Here is a 15,587-nt window from a genome sequence, read left to right on the forward strand (position 1 = left end):
TCCTAGATGGCATCTAAAACTTTTTCTACCTTGCCATCGATCTTTGAGGTGTTGGCTGAATAAAATGGATTGATGGGGAGTAACTCGGTCATGCCACTGCTTCAATACTTTTTAACCTTCTCATAGAGCGAGCGAATGACTGGGCCATGACGCCATGCTTCTACACGTTTATTGAGCAAAGGTTCCTGTCGAAATCCAAGGTGCCAACCATGAGCGATGTAAACCAGCTTAAGCACCTGCATAGGCGTGAGTGCGCTCCCCTCCTAGGAGACCCTGCGCAAGAAGTAGTTAGCTATGGTGGCTGTTGAGTATTGAGTCATTCGGCTCATCCTTTCAGCGGGGTGTAACCGTAATCCTTGCGTGTTTAAGCAACAGCCCACTCGCGATCTTCTGGTGTATCGTGCGCTTATCTAGGCGATAGAGAACAGGTGATGAGCGTGCGTGCCACGGGGAAGTGATTCTTAGTGTTCTACCCGTCATGTGATGTGCCGATAGCCAGTGGACGGTTTTTTGGGGTGCGTCAGTGTTGTCCGGATACATCTTCACATGGGCACTGTCCAGCGACATAGCTTGGAGTTCGATTTGAACGATCTGCGTGTGCTGGTGTGACTTGAAGGTTCGATCCAGAATGTCCTTGTAGATCGGGTGCCAGTTGCTGAAGCGCTTGAGCAGGTGAGTCTGTTTGCAGTTGTGTAGGGTTAAAAGGCGCTAACCCCTTTATTTGTTTAGTTTTTGATTTTTCTATAGCGTGATGTTGACAGCAATCGAAACGATGAGTTCGACATGGTTATGAGTATCTGCGATATTTCCCGTGGCACAACTTCCTACAATCCGTTCGACTCGGACATGGTTTCGGAATGAGTCGCGGTTGAATGTTGATATTGCCAATGGTGCAGTGCGAACCTGCTTGTCTGGTATCACTATGAATCTGCTGTACTTACAGCGGTATGAGGAAGGGATGATGCGACGGACGTTAATCACCTCAGCGTGACGCTCACTTGGTTGATTGCTTAAGGTGACTCTGTTGGTATCGATGGGTTGGTAATGCCTTCCCTGGTCATCATTGCACTATGGCTGCTTAGTATTGTCGATGCGTTGTTGCTGCAATTGTAGGCTACCGAATCTTTCTGTTCTTTAGGCTGAAGCCAAGCACTTTGGCGTGAAGGGCGTTTTGCCTAAATGTGCCGATGGAGCCACAGCAGCAATGCATGTGCGAACGGTGTGACCAAGGTAAACCATCAATGATGGTGGCAGGTGATCCGGAATGCGCAAGCAAAAATAGTGCGCAATCTAATGGTTCTTTCTGAGTTCTTGGAGATATTGCTGAAGAATGCAGTGGCTAAATGGTCACTTCGTTTGCGGCACATATGGATTAAGAGTCCCCGGTTTCCTGTGACTGAAATTTTGAACATGCTCTATTGCATTACTTCGCTGTTGTTCGCAGTTTCAGTTGGCATATGTGTTGAGTGTCTTGATGACTTGTTGCTGTTGGAAGGTAGGGCGATGTGTGTAGCGATGCAGGTTGGTTATGGCCGCAGTACGTGGCCACTACGTGCGTCACGGATTGATGTCGGTTGAGCCAAGCCGCCGGTCGGACCATCTACGATTCCCGCTAAGTGTGGTAACAGTGCGGGATCCAAATCTTCGCGCCGACGTGCTGGTGGCTGGCCGGCCAAGTTGGCGCTGGTGGAAACTAGCGCCATGTTCCAGACACGGCAGAGTGCAGTGACCAAAGGGTGCGCACTGACCCGAACAGCGAGACCGTTGTGGCGTCCGGTGATCCAATGGGGGGCACGTGTGCTTGCTGGCAGGATCCAGGTGTGTGGACCAGGCCAACTGGTCTGTACCTCACGCAGGCGTTCTGGTGGTAGTGTGTCCAGATCTAACCAATCCTGCAGTGTATTCAGTTCGGCAGTGACCAGGATCAACCCCTTCTCGGATGTACGTTGCTTGATTTGCAGCAGGGCATGCACTGCCGCTTCCTGACGTGGATCGCAGCCCAGTCCCCAGACTGCCTCTGTGGGATAGGCGATGACGCCACCTTGCTGTAGTGCGGTGACGGCTGCGGTGAGGGTGAGTGTTATTGCCATGGTGTTTTTAGCTGCACTGAGTCGACATGATCTTTCGTTGGTGCCGGGGTGCCCTGGTGAATGGTGGAAGGGATCGTATGAGCTCAGTTTGCCAGCGTACGCATGGTGTGTTGGGATGTCTTTTATTTTGTAACTTAGGAGGCAAGGTGTTTTTTCATTTGCTTCGTTACGGTCTTGCCTGACATTTTTTTGATTGCCTTTCCTGTTGCGGTGTGCTTGCCGGTTGCTTGTTTGCGAGTCTCGTTCTTGGTTGTGGTTTTCTTCGTACTGAAGTTTTTTCGTATCGGTTTACCGGTTTCTGTGAGTAATTGCTGTGCTTCTTCGAGAGTCAGTGAGGCTGGTTCGCGATCCTTGGGGATTTTTCCGTTGAGTTTGCCATCGCTCAGGTAGGGGCCGAAGCGCCCGTTCAGTACCTGAATCTCGCTGTTGTCGAAGTCTTTGATGATCCGATTGCGCGCGATTTCTTCCTTCTCGTTGATGAGCATAATTGCGCGTGCCAAGTCGATGGTGTAAGGATCATCCTCATTCTTCAGCGAGACATAAGTGCTGCCGCGCTTGGCAAACGGACCGAAGCGGCCGATGCCGACACTGACTTGCTGGCTTTTGTCCTCCCCAAGCACACGCGGCATTTTGAATAGTTCCATCGCCTCTTCGAGGCTGATGGAGTAGATGCTTTGGTTGGGGCGTAACGAAGCAAACCTCGGCTTTTCTTCGTCATCAACGGTGCCAATTTGCACCATCGGTCCGAAGCGGCCAATGCGTGCGCTAACTTCCTTTCCGCTGGCGGGGTCGGTGCCGAGCATGCGTACGCTGCCAGCGTCGGTTTTGTCGAGTGAATCTTTCTTATCTTCAACCAGTTCCTTGAATGGAGTCCAAAATTTTTTCATCAGCGGGACCCATTCTTCCTCGCCGCGCGAGATCGCATCTAATTCATCTTCCAGGCGTGCGGTGAAGTCGTAGTCCACGTACCGGGTAAAGTGGCTTGCGAGGAATTTGGACACGGCGCGGCCAATGTCCGTCGGGCGGAAACTGCGGCCTTCCATGTCTACGTACTTGCGGAATAGCAGCGTTTGGATGATCGAGGCGTAAGTCGATGGACGACCGATGCCGTATTCCTCGAGTGCTTTGACCAACGCGGCTTCGGTGTAACGTGGTGGTGCCTGTGTAAAGTGCTGTTCGGTCAAGATACGTTCCAGCGGCACAGTTTCCCCGGTTTTCATTGTGGGGAGTTTGCGGCCTTCGTCATCGTCTTCAGCGTTCTTGTTGTCCTTGCCTTCTTCGTACACGGCTAAGAAACCTTGTACCACTACGGTGGTTCCGGTGGCACGAAATACGTGTTCGTTGCCAGCGGCCAGGTCGACGCTGATGGTGTTGAGTGTCGCCGGGATCATCTGGGAGGACACTGCGCGTTTCCACACCAGTTCGTATAGCCGGTGTTCGTCGTTGGAAAGATACGGTGCAACCTGTGTCGGCGTGCGCAATGCTGAGGTCGGGCGTACCGCTTCGTGCGCTTCCTGCGCGTTCTTGGACTTGGTGGTGTAGACGTTAGGTTTGTCTGGGAGTGTGTTGGTACCGTAATCGCGTGCGATGATGTCGCGAATTTCCGATAGAGCATCCTGCGACAGGTTAACTGAGTCGGTGCGCATGTAGGTAATCAGACCGACGCTGCCCTCCTCACCCAGTGCGATGCCCTCGTAAAGTTTCTGTGCAATCTGCATCGTTTTACGTGTGGTGAAACCGAGTTTGCGTGAGGCTTCCTGCTGTAATGTGGATGTGATGAAGGGCGGCGCAGGGCGTCGTTTCCGTTCTTTGCTGGCAACGTCGGTGATGTGCAGGCGTCCTTGTGCGGCTTGTTGGATCCTTAGTTGTGCGGCTGCGGCAGTGTCGCCGTTGGTAATGGTGAATTGTTCGAACTTTTGCCCATCCAATTTGATGAGTTTGGCACTGAAGTGTTGGGTAGGATGCGCACATTCGGCATGGATGCTCCAATATTCGCGTGTGATGAAGGCTTCGATTTCCTCTTCGCGCTCGACAATCATGCGCAGTGCTGGCGATTGCACACGGCCTGCTGATAAACCGCGTTGTACTTTGCGCCACAGCACTGGTGAGAGATTGAAGCCAACCAGGTAGTCCAATGCACGACGTGCTTGCTGGGCGTCTACCAGATCGCTGGCAATCGTACGCGGCTTTTGAATTGCTTCCTTGATCGCGCGTGGGGTGATCTCGGTGAACACGATGCGCTGCATCGGTTTGTCCTTCAATAATCCACGTTCTTTAAGGATCTCGGCGATGTGCCAACTGATCGCTTCGCCCTCACGATCCGGGTCGGTTGCCAGATAGATGCCGTCGGCTGTTTTGGCCGCTTTGGTGATTGCTTCGATGTGCTTTTCGTTCTTGTCTATCAGGTCGTAGCGCATCGCAAAGTCGTTTTCTGGATCGACTGCGCCTTCCTTAGGTACCAAGTCGCGTACATGCCCGTAAGAGGCTAAGACGGTGAAATCTTTGCCGAGGTATTTGTTGATCGTCTTGGCCTTGGCGGGCGATTCGACGATAAGAAGGTGTTTGGGCATGGTGCTGAACGTGTTGGAGTGACTGACCTAGGGGCGGGTAGCGTGGCTTAATTAGCCTGTAGAGGGAAGCAGAACGCGTGTGTTGTAGGCGTAGAGGTGATGGAAAATCTCTCCCATTGGGTGTTTCCCGGGTTATTTCTATAGAGTAATCATGGCGGTGGTTGGATTGCTAAGCTGGAATACCGCATTCAGTTTTAAGTGAACATACGAGAAATGCTGGCAAATAGGCCTAGGGAAATCACGGAGTGACGAAAGTATCACACATGTCATCGGGGCACTTTACACATCTTGTCCAACTGATCTTGCGGAGAGTGTGCAGTTGACCCGTGAAATCCCATCTTCCACCGCCGGGGTATTGCTTATCACATCGTGCAGGGTGGGTTGGTTTTGTATAAAGGCCGTGATCAGTCGCCCGATGATTAAGGGAATGTGGCTGAGTAGGAAGGGGAAGTAGCAGTTTACTGTCTGTGCCAGAGCGATGTACTTGCGGTTGCTCTGCACGATCTTGATGCAGACTGCCAGCTTTCCTAAGGTGCTTGGGGTGGAGGATGCATGGAGCATCCTGTAGTCGTAGAAGGTGATGACCATGTCCAGTAGCCCTAGGTAGCCACGCGTCGATAGAATCTGGCGTAGGCTGCTTTGTTGTCATGGATCAAGGTCAGCCTAGCGTCAAGTGGTGCTGAATTGACTGGAACGGCATACGGCGAAATTGTTTAGTGTCATCATGCCAGGGGACACTAGTGGTACTGACGTGGCGTGTTTATGTCGATCGTGCCGTGTGTTCACTAGGATCATTGCGTCATTCGGTTGCGGATTTTGTGTGGTGTGGTGGTGATGCCTTCAGGACATGTGCCGACAAGTATTTGTCGGTACATGCCAAACAGCAGGGTTTTAGAGACCAGTGGATGCTTGGTTTAATCATCTCTGGGATGCACAGGCTGTATTTGCCGACTGACCTTGGAATAGGTGATGTCCCCATCGGGATCATTTCTCTTTTACTTCCTTGCTGCAGTGGTTCTTGACCATTGCTTTGGCAGTTGTCGTCCATGGAGTGGGATGCGGCCGTTTGGGCGATTGCTTAGTGCTTCAGGTGCAGGAGTTGAACCTGCTCGTTGTGGCGATGACGTCACTCGATAAGCTCAAGCTTCTCATTGCCCTAGTGATTATGGTGAGTGCTGTGCTCATGCAGGTTTAAGTTGCGTGTTGATTGGTGCAGAGGCGCGTTCAAACAGAATTTCCTAATTTCCTATTTGGACCAAGCATTACATCAGGCTGTGAAATGGAGGGGTACTGCTCGGCGCTGTATAGGATGATGATCTGTGCATCATGTTGTTGGACATTGTTGCTGGTGTCGTACTAACTTTTAATGGAATGCATACAGCAGGTAGGCCTGTATATGTTGAGCGCTTCAATGCAGCGGTTCTGGTTCGTTGCCGAACATCTGAGTCTCCATCCATGCGTACGCAGCTTCCGCCCCAGGTTGGTTGAATAGCACCATGAGTACTACCCACTTTAGGTCGTCTAGGTCCAGTTCCTCTTGGTCCAGCGCCATTGCTCGGTCAAGGACCAGTTCACGCTGATCGGTATCAAGTATGCCTTGTTGCTCCAGAAACAGGAGAAAGCCGCGGCTCTCCATGTCCAATTTGTCTAGTTCGGGACCGTGAAAGACACGCACAGGACCATCTACCCGTGGATGCGCTAAAGTCGGGCGATTGGCAGCTAACGCATCAAGCCATTCGAATGCTTTGCTGATTTCGGATGGGCTGAAACCCACTTGAATCAAACCATTCTGGAGCGAGTCACGGTCACGGATCAAGTCCGCGTTCTCGCTGAAGTAATATTCGAACAGGTAAAGCAAGACAGCCAGAATGCTTTCTTTCATTGCCTCTTGGGTCTACGTCGGTATGACGCTGTGGAGGTGAGGAGACTACATGGTACGCGCATAACGGCCGTGTTCTACCACAATCTTTCCTTCCAGCTCCAAGGCTAGAAGCATGGAGGAGAGAGTAGCAGCCGTCAATCCAGTACGGTCAATTAATGAATCCATAGACATTGGGTCATATGCTAGGGCATCCCACAGTGTGTGATCCTTGGGATCGTTGCTGTTTGGCGTGCTTAAAGAGGGCGTCACAGGCCAGCTGGGGGCATTGAGGCGGTCACGCAAAGAGTGTGCCAGCGGTGCGGCTAGTGGAGCGACGTCCTCCAATACCTGTTCTACGTCTTGAACCAGGGTCGCGCCTTGACGGATCAGTTGGTGGCAGCCGCGTGACATAGGGTTGTGTAGGGATCCTGGCACTGCGAACACTGCACGCCCGGCTTCGGCTGCCAATCGAGCTGTGATCAGTGCACCGGAACGTTCTGCGGCTTCGATCACCAGTGTGCCCAGCGCCAAGCCAGCAATAATCCTGTTGCGTTGTGGAAAGTGGCACGCGCGTGGTTTGGTTCCTGGTGGATATTCGCTGATCACCGCGCCGTGTGTGGTGATACGCGTATGCAGTTTTTTGTGTTTTGCTGGGTATGCTACATCCGGGCCAGTGCCAAGGACCGCGATGGTGCGCCCACCCGTTGTGGCCAATGCGGCTTCGTGTGCAGTAGCGTCGATTCCTTCCGCCATTCCGCTGACCACGCCTAGGCCGCGTGCGGCTAGTGCCTGTGCGAAGCCATATGAATGATTAAGGCCGCCGGCACTGGGCTGGCGGCTGCCGACGATGGCGATACTGGCGTGCCATAGCAATATTGGATCCCCTGCGACGAACAATGCCAATGGTGGCGAAGGTATATGGCGCAGTAATGGTGGGTAGTCCGGATCATGCCAGCCGAGCAGGTGATGGCTTGGTGTTGCTAACCAGTCTTGTATGCGTGCGATTGCCTTGAGGTCGGGAGCGAGTAGGCGTGTACACTGCATTGTGTTACAGCCGCTTGCGCGCCAAGCGCTTGGACCTGCAGCCAGGGCTGTGTCTGGTGTGCCGTGGTAGTCCAGTAGCCGGCGCCGCGGTGCGCTCCCGCCTCCGGCGAGTAGCAGTCGCAGCAGTGCGTCCTGGGAGTCTGATAGGGGTGAGGATGCCATGCGTTTGTAGGATGAGCCAAACATGGATGGCGGTGTCTTCAGATATCACCGCGTACCATTGTCGGAAACCAGCCTTGCTAAGAGATGCTCTGGCCTATTGGGCGTCTGGGTGCCTCAGTGTATAGCCCACTTTGACTGGTTTAACGGCGTCCATTACGAGTGCATAGCTGACATTATTAAAGGTACGGAACACCATCGCGTGCGCAGCGTACTCGTCGGGCTGGAGCACGGTGCCTTGAGCGCCCTTGAAGCTATCGTCAAAACGTGATGTCGCAGCACGATGTCCGATCCGGTCGTTAATGTAGCGACCCTGGCGCCAGATCGAGAATACGGTGCCATTGTTTATGCCGTTGCGGGTGCCCCCAGAGATAGTGATCACATCGCGCTGACCGCTAGCTATGAAGGCATCGGCCACGGCCAGCACACGCAGATCTGCATCTTTCAGCAGGGCGTCGTCCGGTGGGTGGGGGAAAAACTGAAGGTCGTAAGACTGTGCCTGCACTGGGACCAGGCGATCTCCAGCACGTACCTCACGCCCACCCTTTTGCAGAGATAGAGTAGTTGCCTGGGGGGCATGACCGACTTGAGTGACGGTAGCAACATTGATTTGGGCCAGTTCGTAGCCTAAAAATTCTCGGTGTTTACTTGGAGCTACGTACTCTTTCCAGAGCAGGCCACTGTTGATGGTGGGTTGGTTGTCCATCATCAGATCTTCTGTTGGCTTGGGTAGGGAGTAGCTTACAGTTGGGCGCAGCACCGCATAACGTTGACCTGGTTGTGCGTCGATCAAGCCGACAGCGTAGGCGGCTTGACCATAGGTGCCACGCAGGCGTCCCTCTTCAAGGCCGACCACGTAGGGCAGTTGTTCGAAACTGTCGATGACGTGTAGATCTTTGAGAAACGGTTCAATCTGTGCCAATGGGATTGCATTGATTGGTGCGTCCTGACGTGGACCCGGCTGTATTGCCTGGCGTAGATCCGCCTGGGCCACACCGTTGGCTGCGTGATTCATGTACGCCAAGCTGATGATGTCGCCGGGGTAGATCAGGTGCGGGTTACTGATCTGTGGGTTAGCCTGCCAGATTTCAGGCCACAGCCACGGCTTCTTGAGAAAACGCTGAGCAAGGCTCCAAAGTGTGTCGCCTTTTTGAACGGTATAGGTATCCGAATGTTTATCACCCGTTTCAAGGGCGACGGCATAGGTCGTAACGGTCAGTAGCGCAGCGACAGCTGCTGTACGGAAGAGGTTGAACATGGCGATATCTTCCTGATTCCCCAAAACAGGTGGGCGCACTATAGTGCAGATTCTCATGAGCTGCGCAAGTATTACGCTAGAATTGCCAAGAGTTTTCCGGATATTCTGGCCTCTACGGAGAGTAATCGAGATACCGCTATGGCCTTTTTGCCGATTCTTGAATTCCCTGATCCTCGCTTGCGGACTAAGGCAGTGCGTGTGAGCGCTGCCGAGGTGGTTTCGCTGCCGTTCCAGAGCCTGCTTGATGACATGTTCGAGACCATGTATGCCGCACCCGGTATTGGCTTGGCGGCGACCCAAGTGGATGTGCATAAACGCTTCATGGTCATTGATGTCGGCGAGGAAAAAAAGGTGCCGATGGTCTTTATCAATCCAGAAATTGTCACCAAGGAGGGCGAGCAAGTTTTTCAGGAGGGCTGTTTATCGGTGCCTGGAGTCCGTGTCGACGTGACCCGTGCTCTTACCATTGCGGTGCGCTTTCTCGACCGCCACGGTGACGAACAAGAGCTCACCGCTGACGGGCTGTTGGCGGTCTGCATCCAGCATGAGATGGACCATTTGGATGGCAAGCTGTTCATTGATTATCTCTCACCTCTCAAGCGTGAAATGGTGCGCAGAAAGCTTGAGAAGCAACGTCGGCGTATTTCCTGACGCCCAGGGTCGGATGGATTCTGTATTGGAGCACTGTGCCGGTCACGCTTTAGGTTCCGTCTAATCCAGAGGCCCTAATATTCCTCATCAGGATCCCTGTCATTTATGAGAATTGTTTTCGCCGGCACCCCGGATTTTGCGGTGCCATCACTGCGTTTGGTGGCCCAGCGTGCCGATGTCGTTGCTGTCTACACGCAACCAGATCGCCCGGCTGGTCGTGGTCGTGAACTGACTCCTTCGCCAGTCAAGGTGGAGGCGGTCATGCGTGGTCTGCCGGTGTACCAACCCCAGGCCTTGCGTTCGCCTGAGGTCCTGGAGCAGCTACGTACACTGCGGCCAGACCTGATCGTTGTGGTTGCCTACGGGGTGATCCTCCCCAAGGTGGTGTTAGCGATTCCGGGCTACGGTTGCTGGAACGTACATGCCTCGCTGCTGCCGCGCTGGCGTGGCGCTGCACCAATTCAGCGCGCGATTGAGGCTGGCGATACCGAGACCGGCGTTTGTCTGATGCAGATGGAAGCTGGTCTTGACACCGGGCCTGTGTTGATGTCGCTGAAGACCTCGATTGTCGCGCATGAGACCAGTGGGCAGTTACACGACCGCCTCGCTGAGATGGGCGCACAGATACTCTCTGATGGCTTGGGCTTGTTGCGCGCCGGGATACGCCCTGTGCCACAACCGCAGTTAGCCGCTGGCGTGACGTATGCGCACAAACTTGACAAGGCTGAAGCACGGCTTGATTGGGAGCAACCAGCCGAATTACTCGCGTGTCGTGTACGGGCGTTTTTGCCATGGCCGGTGGCCGAGGCAGTGTTGATTGATGAGCGGGTGCGCATCCATGATGCGTTGGCCCTGAATCTGGATCACAGGCAGCCGCCGGGCACAGTGCTGGCCGCGAGTAAAGAAGGGATTGATGTCGCCTGTGCGCAGGGCGCGCTGCGTCTGTGCACCTTACAGAGGGAAGGTGGGAAGATGATCTCTGCGGCTGATTACCTCAATGCCCGCCGAGATTTGCAGGTCCGTGCGTGAGCAACGGTGTTGCACCGCGCGTGGTTGCGGCGCGGGTGCTGGCTCTTGTGCTGGATCAGGGGCGTTCCCTCAAGGCTGAGCTGACCGCAGCGTTACCAATGTTGGAGGACCTGCGCGACCGTGCCCTGGTCGAGGCAATGTGTTTTGCAGTGTTGCGACGGCGGCCGGCTTACGAAGCGGCGCTCACGCAGTGGTTGGCGCGTCCCTTGGGGCGTGGTGATGCGGAGTTGCGCGGCTTGCTCATGGCTGGTTTTGCGCAACTCGATGTCTTAAAGATGCCGCCGTATGCTGCCTTGTCAGCGACGGTTGATGCCTGTCGCGCGCTGGGTTGGCCCCACCGGGCCGGTTTAGTCAATGCGGTGTTGCGCCGTGCTCAGCGTGAACACTTGCCGGTCGTGTTGGCTGAGACTGCTTGGCCGTGTTGGTTAGCAGAGCGCATCCGTGTTGATTGGGGTGCGCAGGCAGAAGCCATTTTTGATGCCAGTCTGATGCCGGCTCCGATGTGGTTGCGGGTTAACCCGCACTACGGTGACCGTCAAACTTATCTGCAGCGCTTGCATGCAGTGGGCTTGGAGGCTGTGCCCAGTATGTTGGCACCCGAAGCGCTGGCTTTGGACTGTTCTGTGCCGGTGGCGCGGTTGCCCGGGTTCGAGGCCGGTGAAGTTTCGGTTCAAGACCTGTCGGCGCAACAAGTTGCGGCGCTGTTGTCACCAGCGCCGCAAGCGCGTGTCCTTGACGCTTGCGCTGCGCCGGGTGGCAAAACCGTGCATCTCTTAGAGCGTATGCCCACACTGCGCTTGACTGCGTTGGATGTAGATATGCACCGGTTGCACCGGGTTGCCGACACGTGTGACCGCATCAATGTGAAGGCAACGCTGTGCGTGGCTGATGCCACTGATCTTGCAGCGTGGTGGGATGGAGAATCGTTTGATGCAGTGCTGCTGGATGCGCCATGCTCAGCGACCGGGGTGGTACGCCGCCAACCGGATGTGCTGCTCCATCGGCGTGCCGACGATCTGCCGCCTTTATTGAAAATTCAGGCCCGACTGCTAGATGCTTGCTGGCGTACCTTGCGCCCCGGAGGGGTACTCGTGTACGTGACCTGTTCGGTGCTGCGCGCCGAGAACCAAACACAGTTGGAAACGTTTCTGGCCAGGACGGCCGATGCGTGCGCCGAGGACCCTGGGGATGCCTACGGCCAGCCCGCCGGCCCGGGGCGGCAGCGCCTGCCAGGCGAGCAAGGCGGTGATGGTTTCTTTTATGGCAAGTTGATCAAGTGCACATGAGCGTGAAATACCCCGGTGACCATTGCAGGTTCATGACGACCCAGCGTACTTCACATGACTGTTGGCTGCTGCTTCTAGTAGCGTTGCTGGTGTTAGGTACTGGTCTGGGCTTGCGTGATCCGCACCCGGCCGATGAGCCGCGTTTCGCCCTGGTGGCTAAGCAAATGGTCGACAGTGGGGAGTGGTTGTTCCCCCATCGTGGCAATGAGTTGTATTCAGATAAGCCGCCAATGCTGATGTGGTTGCAGGCTGCTTTCTATACTGTGTTCGGCAACTTGAAAGTGGCCTTTCTGCTGCCTTCGTTGTTAGCGGCGCTGGGTACGCTGGCGTGTGTCTATGATCTTGGACGCAGATTGTGGACGCATCGTATCGGATTGTATGCGGCGTATGTATTGCTTTTTACGTTTCATTTCACCTATCAAGCCAAGCGCGCCCAGATCGATGCGTTAGTGATGTTTTTCATCACCTTTGCCAACTACGGTCTGTTACGTCATCTGTTGTTTGGTGGTCACTGGCGTTGGTGGACGCTGGGTTGGTTTGCGGCTGGTCTGGGTACGATCACCAAGGGTGTGGGTGCACTTGCGCTGTTGATCGTGTTGCCGGCGGCGGTGGCTTCATTAGCAAGATGGCCTCGTGTCAAGGTGCATGCGCGTGATGTGCGCTTTTGGTTAGGACCGCTGGGTTTCTTGGTTGCAGTCTCTCTATGGTTGGGGCCGATGGTAATCGTGGCGTTGTCCGCTCAGCAGCCTGAATACCGTGCTTATCTGAACGATATTCTCTTACGGCAGACGGTCGGACGCTATACAAAGTCCTGGGACCACCCACAGCCTCCGTGGTACTTCCTTCAAGTGATGCCCACGATGTGGATTCCGACGCTTTTGGCGTTGCCGTGGGCGTTGCCGGCCTGGTGGCGTAGATTACGCCGACGTGATCCCCGTTACCTGTTACCTCTGGTCTGGTGGCTGTTGCTACTGGTGTTCTTTTCGATTTCCAGCGGCAAGCGGGATGTCTATATCCTGCCTGCGTTGCCAATGTTGTGTTTGGCGCTGGCCCCGTTGCTGCCCGGGTTGCTGCGTAAGCGTGCGTGTCGTCGGCTGCTGCTGGCGTTTGGCGTGGTACTGGTATTGGTACTGGCAGTGCTGGGGACGGGAGTACTGATGCGGCCGGATTGGCAGGCCCGGGTGATGAGTGGGACCACGTTGACCTTGGACGATGTGCGAGTAAGCGCGTGGGCGATTTTAGCGGTCGCGTCATGGGGAGTGTTTAGCTTATTTGCGTTCGGCCGACGCCATCCGTCTGTTGCAGTGTCTTCAGTGCTCACGGTCATGTGGCTGGTCTTCGGACTGGTGCTGATGCCGGTCGTAAATAATTCCAGTTCCGCGCGTGGAGTGATGATGGCTGCGGGCAAGCGCATCGGTCCGGAGGCCGAACTTGGTTTGGTGGCTTGGAAGGAGCAGCACCTGTTGATGGCTGACCGTCCAGTGGCGACCTTTGGTTTTGTAGTGCCTTGTGACCAGCAATTGGACCGTGGTATTGCTTGGCAGGCGCAGTGGCCGAAGAAGCGCTGGTTGCTTGTGGAGGAGGCTGCCATGTTCAGTTGTATCGACCGTAGCATCAGTGTGTTTGTCGGTTCATCAAACCGCCGTGCTTGGTGGTTAGTGCCAGCTTCGGCGGTACATGGGGCTTGCACGATGACCCGGGCCGAGCGCGACCGTTTGAACAAGCAGGAGGAAGGACGTTTTGAGTGATGGGCAGGCGGCGACTGGTATTTGTGTTGTTGCAAATCCTGTGATGAGTACCGTGGTCTATGCGCGTGCGTTCGGGATGAAATGCGGGGTTGATCTGTCTGATCTATTGTGTATGACTCGCATTCGATCACGGGTAGACGATATGGGCTTGTTTTTCGGTGTATTCATGACTGAGCAAGAGAGTGAGTGTGGGTGGGCTGCTGCTGGCCATTGGTGGATGCAGGGTGTTTGTCTCAGTTGCAGGAAGTCTTTAGCAGGTTGTGGGATGGCACTGCTGAATCGAGACCACTAAGAGCGAGAAACAGGGAAACGCTGAATCCTTGCCACGCATGTATTGAGTGCAGCGGCGCTCCATCGAGTGCCATCTTCCGGTGATAAATAAGCTCATCTTTGTGTTGCATCCCAGGCAAGGGAATGTCGAGTTTAAAAATGGCGACTGTTTAGTAGACAACTTCATAAATTAACTACCCATTGATTTATAAAGACTTTTCAATCGTCATTTCCGCAACTGACCTCTAGATTTCCGCAACTGACCAAGCCCGTTCCTGTTTGCGTTAATGCTCATTTAGTGGGCTTCACCACTTCACCTACGCGCCGGTAGACCCTCTCGGTGATGTCCTGCTCGGTGTGACCTAACAGTTTGCTGGCATGCTCCAGCGGTAGTTCGCTGGCGGCCTTGGGGCGGATGTCGCGGAACTGGAAGGTGCGAATTCTTTTTGCCAAGGCGATATCACCCGCTTGTCCGGCGGCTTGAGCCGCAGCGCTCCTGGCCCGATCGAATCGGGAACGTAGCATGTGCTCGTTCAATTCATTCCCAGTTGGCGTAGCGACGAGGAATAGGTTAACCACCTTGCGTTTGCGTGCCTTGATACGGTCGATCACCTCACCAAGTCCTGTCCGCACGCCGTCACTCTCCAGCAGGATGCGCAGTTTCTTCCTGGTTTTGTTCTGTTGCACCTCAAGGGCGGCGTCTTTGATGTCAGAAAAGCGCATCTTGAGTACGTCAGCAGGCCGCTGCCCGGTCAGGTAGCTTAGATCCATCGCATCCTTGATTTCATGACTTGCCTTGGCATACACCGCCGCCCACACCGCATCGTCGGCGTAAAACTCGCGGGGCTTTTCTCTGTTTTTACGCACGCCGCGTACCGGGTTTTCTTTGGCCGTATACCCCCATTCGCGCGCCATATTCCATATATGGGATAACAGCGCGATTTCCCGATTAGCGCTGACCGGCGTTTTAAGGCCCCGTTTATCACGGTACTGCGCAATGTGCTGTGGGGTCACCGTATCGATATTCACCGCATCAAAGACCTTACGCAACGTGATCAGGCCGTTTTTATTTAATTTCTGCGTTTTGGGGGCTTTGGCCGGGATCACTTCACGCGCGTATCGATCAAATATGAAGCGCAGCAAGCTAGTGTCTGCCGGCGCTTGACAACATTCCAACGTGGCCCACTTGCGTTTTGCTTCGTTTAAATCCCGTCCCAGCGGGATTTCAATGCGGCGTCCTTGCGCCGTGCGTCCGTTGTAGTAAAACGATTCCCACACCTTGCCGCTGTTTAACACGCGCACACGGCGTAGCATTCGGGGCGGCAAATCGCGATGGCTTGATTTGGGACGCATCGTAACAACACCTTAGTCCAAGGCCGCAAAATTAGGGCGGCCCGCTGGGGACATACCGCCCCCGTCCATGTGTGGGTGTACCCCTGCCAAGCGCAAGCGTGCAAACCAGCGGCCTACAATCGGGCGGCCCGCCGCATTGACCACATAGGCCCACCCGTTTTTGTCGAGCCACTCACGTTGGCTGGCGATGTGCTTATAGCCTGTCACCTCAATCAGTTCTGCGGCGGTTAGAAATTCTGTTGCGCTCATGGCCGTCTCAACGTGCTAT

General features: G+C 54.7%; 13 protein-coding genes. 4 read left to right on the forward strand and 9 right to left on the reverse strand.

Going from position 1 to position 15,587, the window contains the following annotated elements; genetic code table 11:
* Window positions 1-101 precede the first annotated feature (101 nt).
* The 7 genes from PLS229_RS12115 to PLS229_RS02400 form a co-directional block, all read right to left on the reverse strand.
* Window positions 102-242 carry a Panacea domain-containing protein gene (locus tag PLS229_RS12115; RefSeq protein ID WP_230428163.1) on the reverse strand — a complete coding sequence of 47 codons (141 nt, stop codon included), beginning with the start codon at window positions 240-242 and terminating at the stop codon, window positions 102-104.
* A gap of 1,284 nt (window positions 243-1,526) precedes the next feature.
* On the reverse strand, window positions 1,527-2,090 hold the full coding sequence (tsaC, locus tag PLS229_RS02375) for an L-threonylcarbamoyladenylate synthase type 1 TsaC (protein WP_038272055.1): 564 nt from the start codon (window positions 2,088-2,090) through the stop codon (window positions 1,527-1,529).
* Between the two features lie 134 nt (window positions 2,091-2,224).
* Window positions 2,225-4,660, reverse strand: coding sequence for a DNA topoisomerase I (locus PLS229_RS02380; RefSeq protein ID WP_038272057.1), 2,436 nt, complete (start codon window positions 4,658-4,660; stop codon window positions 2,225-2,227).
* A gap of 279 nt (window positions 4,661-4,939) precedes the next feature.
* Window positions 4,940-5,248 carry an RDD family protein gene (locus PLS229_RS02385; protein ID WP_038272058.1) on the reverse strand — a complete coding sequence of 103 codons (309 nt, stop codon included), beginning with the start codon at window positions 5,246-5,248 and terminating at the stop codon, window positions 4,940-4,942.
* An 820-nt stretch (window positions 5,249-6,068) separates the two neighbouring features.
* Window positions 6,069-6,542 (reverse strand): DUF494 family protein, encoded by a 474-nt coding sequence (locus PLS229_RS02390; RefSeq protein WP_038272059.1) that lies wholly within the window; start codon window positions 6,540-6,542, stop codon window positions 6,069-6,071.
* Between the two features lie 45 nt (window positions 6,543-6,587).
* Window positions 6,588-7,727 carry a DNA-processing protein DprA gene (dprA, locus tag PLS229_RS02395; protein ID WP_038272084.1) on the reverse strand — a complete coding sequence of 380 codons (1,140 nt, stop codon included), beginning with the start codon at window positions 7,725-7,727 and terminating at the stop codon, window positions 6,588-6,590.
* Window positions 7,728-7,821: 94 nt separating this feature from the next.
* Entirely contained in the window at window positions 7,822-8,982 is a 1,161-nt protein-coding gene (locus PLS229_RS02400) for a LysM peptidoglycan-binding domain-containing protein (protein ID WP_038272062.1), read from the reverse strand.
* A 138-nt stretch (window positions 8,983-9,120) separates the two neighbouring features.
* Between PLS229_RS02400 and def the strand changes: the two genes are divergently transcribed.
* From def to PLS229_RS02420, 4 genes are all read left to right on the forward strand, one after another.
* Window positions 9,121-9,633, forward strand: coding sequence for a peptide deformylase (gene def / locus PLS229_RS02405; protein ID WP_038272064.1), 513 nt, complete (start codon window positions 9,121-9,123; stop codon window positions 9,631-9,633).
* Between the two features lie 105 nt (window positions 9,634-9,738).
* Complete coding sequence (fmt, locus tag PLS229_RS02410) at window positions 9,739-10,662, forward strand: methionyl-tRNA formyltransferase (RefSeq protein ID WP_038272066.1); 924 nt, start codon at window positions 9,739-9,741, stop codon at window positions 10,660-10,662.
* Window positions 10,659-11,948, forward strand: a complete 1,290-nt coding sequence (gene rsmB, locus PLS229_RS02415) for a 16S rRNA (cytosine(967)-C(5))-methyltransferase RsmB (RefSeq protein ID WP_038272068.1) — start codon at window positions 10,659-10,661, stop codon at window positions 11,946-11,948. The genes fmt and rsmB overlap by 4 nt, the downstream gene beginning before the upstream one ends.
* A 32-nt stretch (window positions 11,949-11,980) precedes the next feature.
* On the forward strand, window positions 11,981-13,696 hold the full coding sequence (locus PLS229_RS02420) for an ArnT family glycosyltransferase (RefSeq protein ID WP_038272070.1): 1,716 nt from the start codon (window positions 11,981-11,983) through the stop codon (window positions 13,694-13,696).
* Window positions 13,697-14,257: 561 nt separating this feature from the next.
* On the opposite strand, the gene PLS229_RS02425 is transcribed toward PLS229_RS02420, so the two are convergent.
* Complete coding sequence (locus tag PLS229_RS02425) at window positions 14,258-15,319, reverse strand: tyrosine-type recombinase/integrase (protein ID WP_038273275.1); 1,062 nt, start codon at window positions 15,317-15,319, stop codon at window positions 14,258-14,260.
* Between the two features lie 12 nt (window positions 15,320-15,331).
* On the reverse strand, window positions 15,332-15,568 hold the full coding sequence (locus PLS229_RS02430; RefSeq protein ID WP_069636229.1) for a DUF4224 domain-containing protein: 237 nt from the start codon (window positions 15,566-15,568) through the stop codon (window positions 15,332-15,334).
* Window positions 15,569-15,587: the final 19 nt, after the last annotated feature.

Source organism: Xylella taiwanensis, from assembly GCF_013177435.1.
Taxonomy (GTDB): domain Bacteria; phylum Pseudomonadota; class Gammaproteobacteria; order Xanthomonadales; family Xanthomonadaceae; genus Xylella; species Xylella taiwanensis.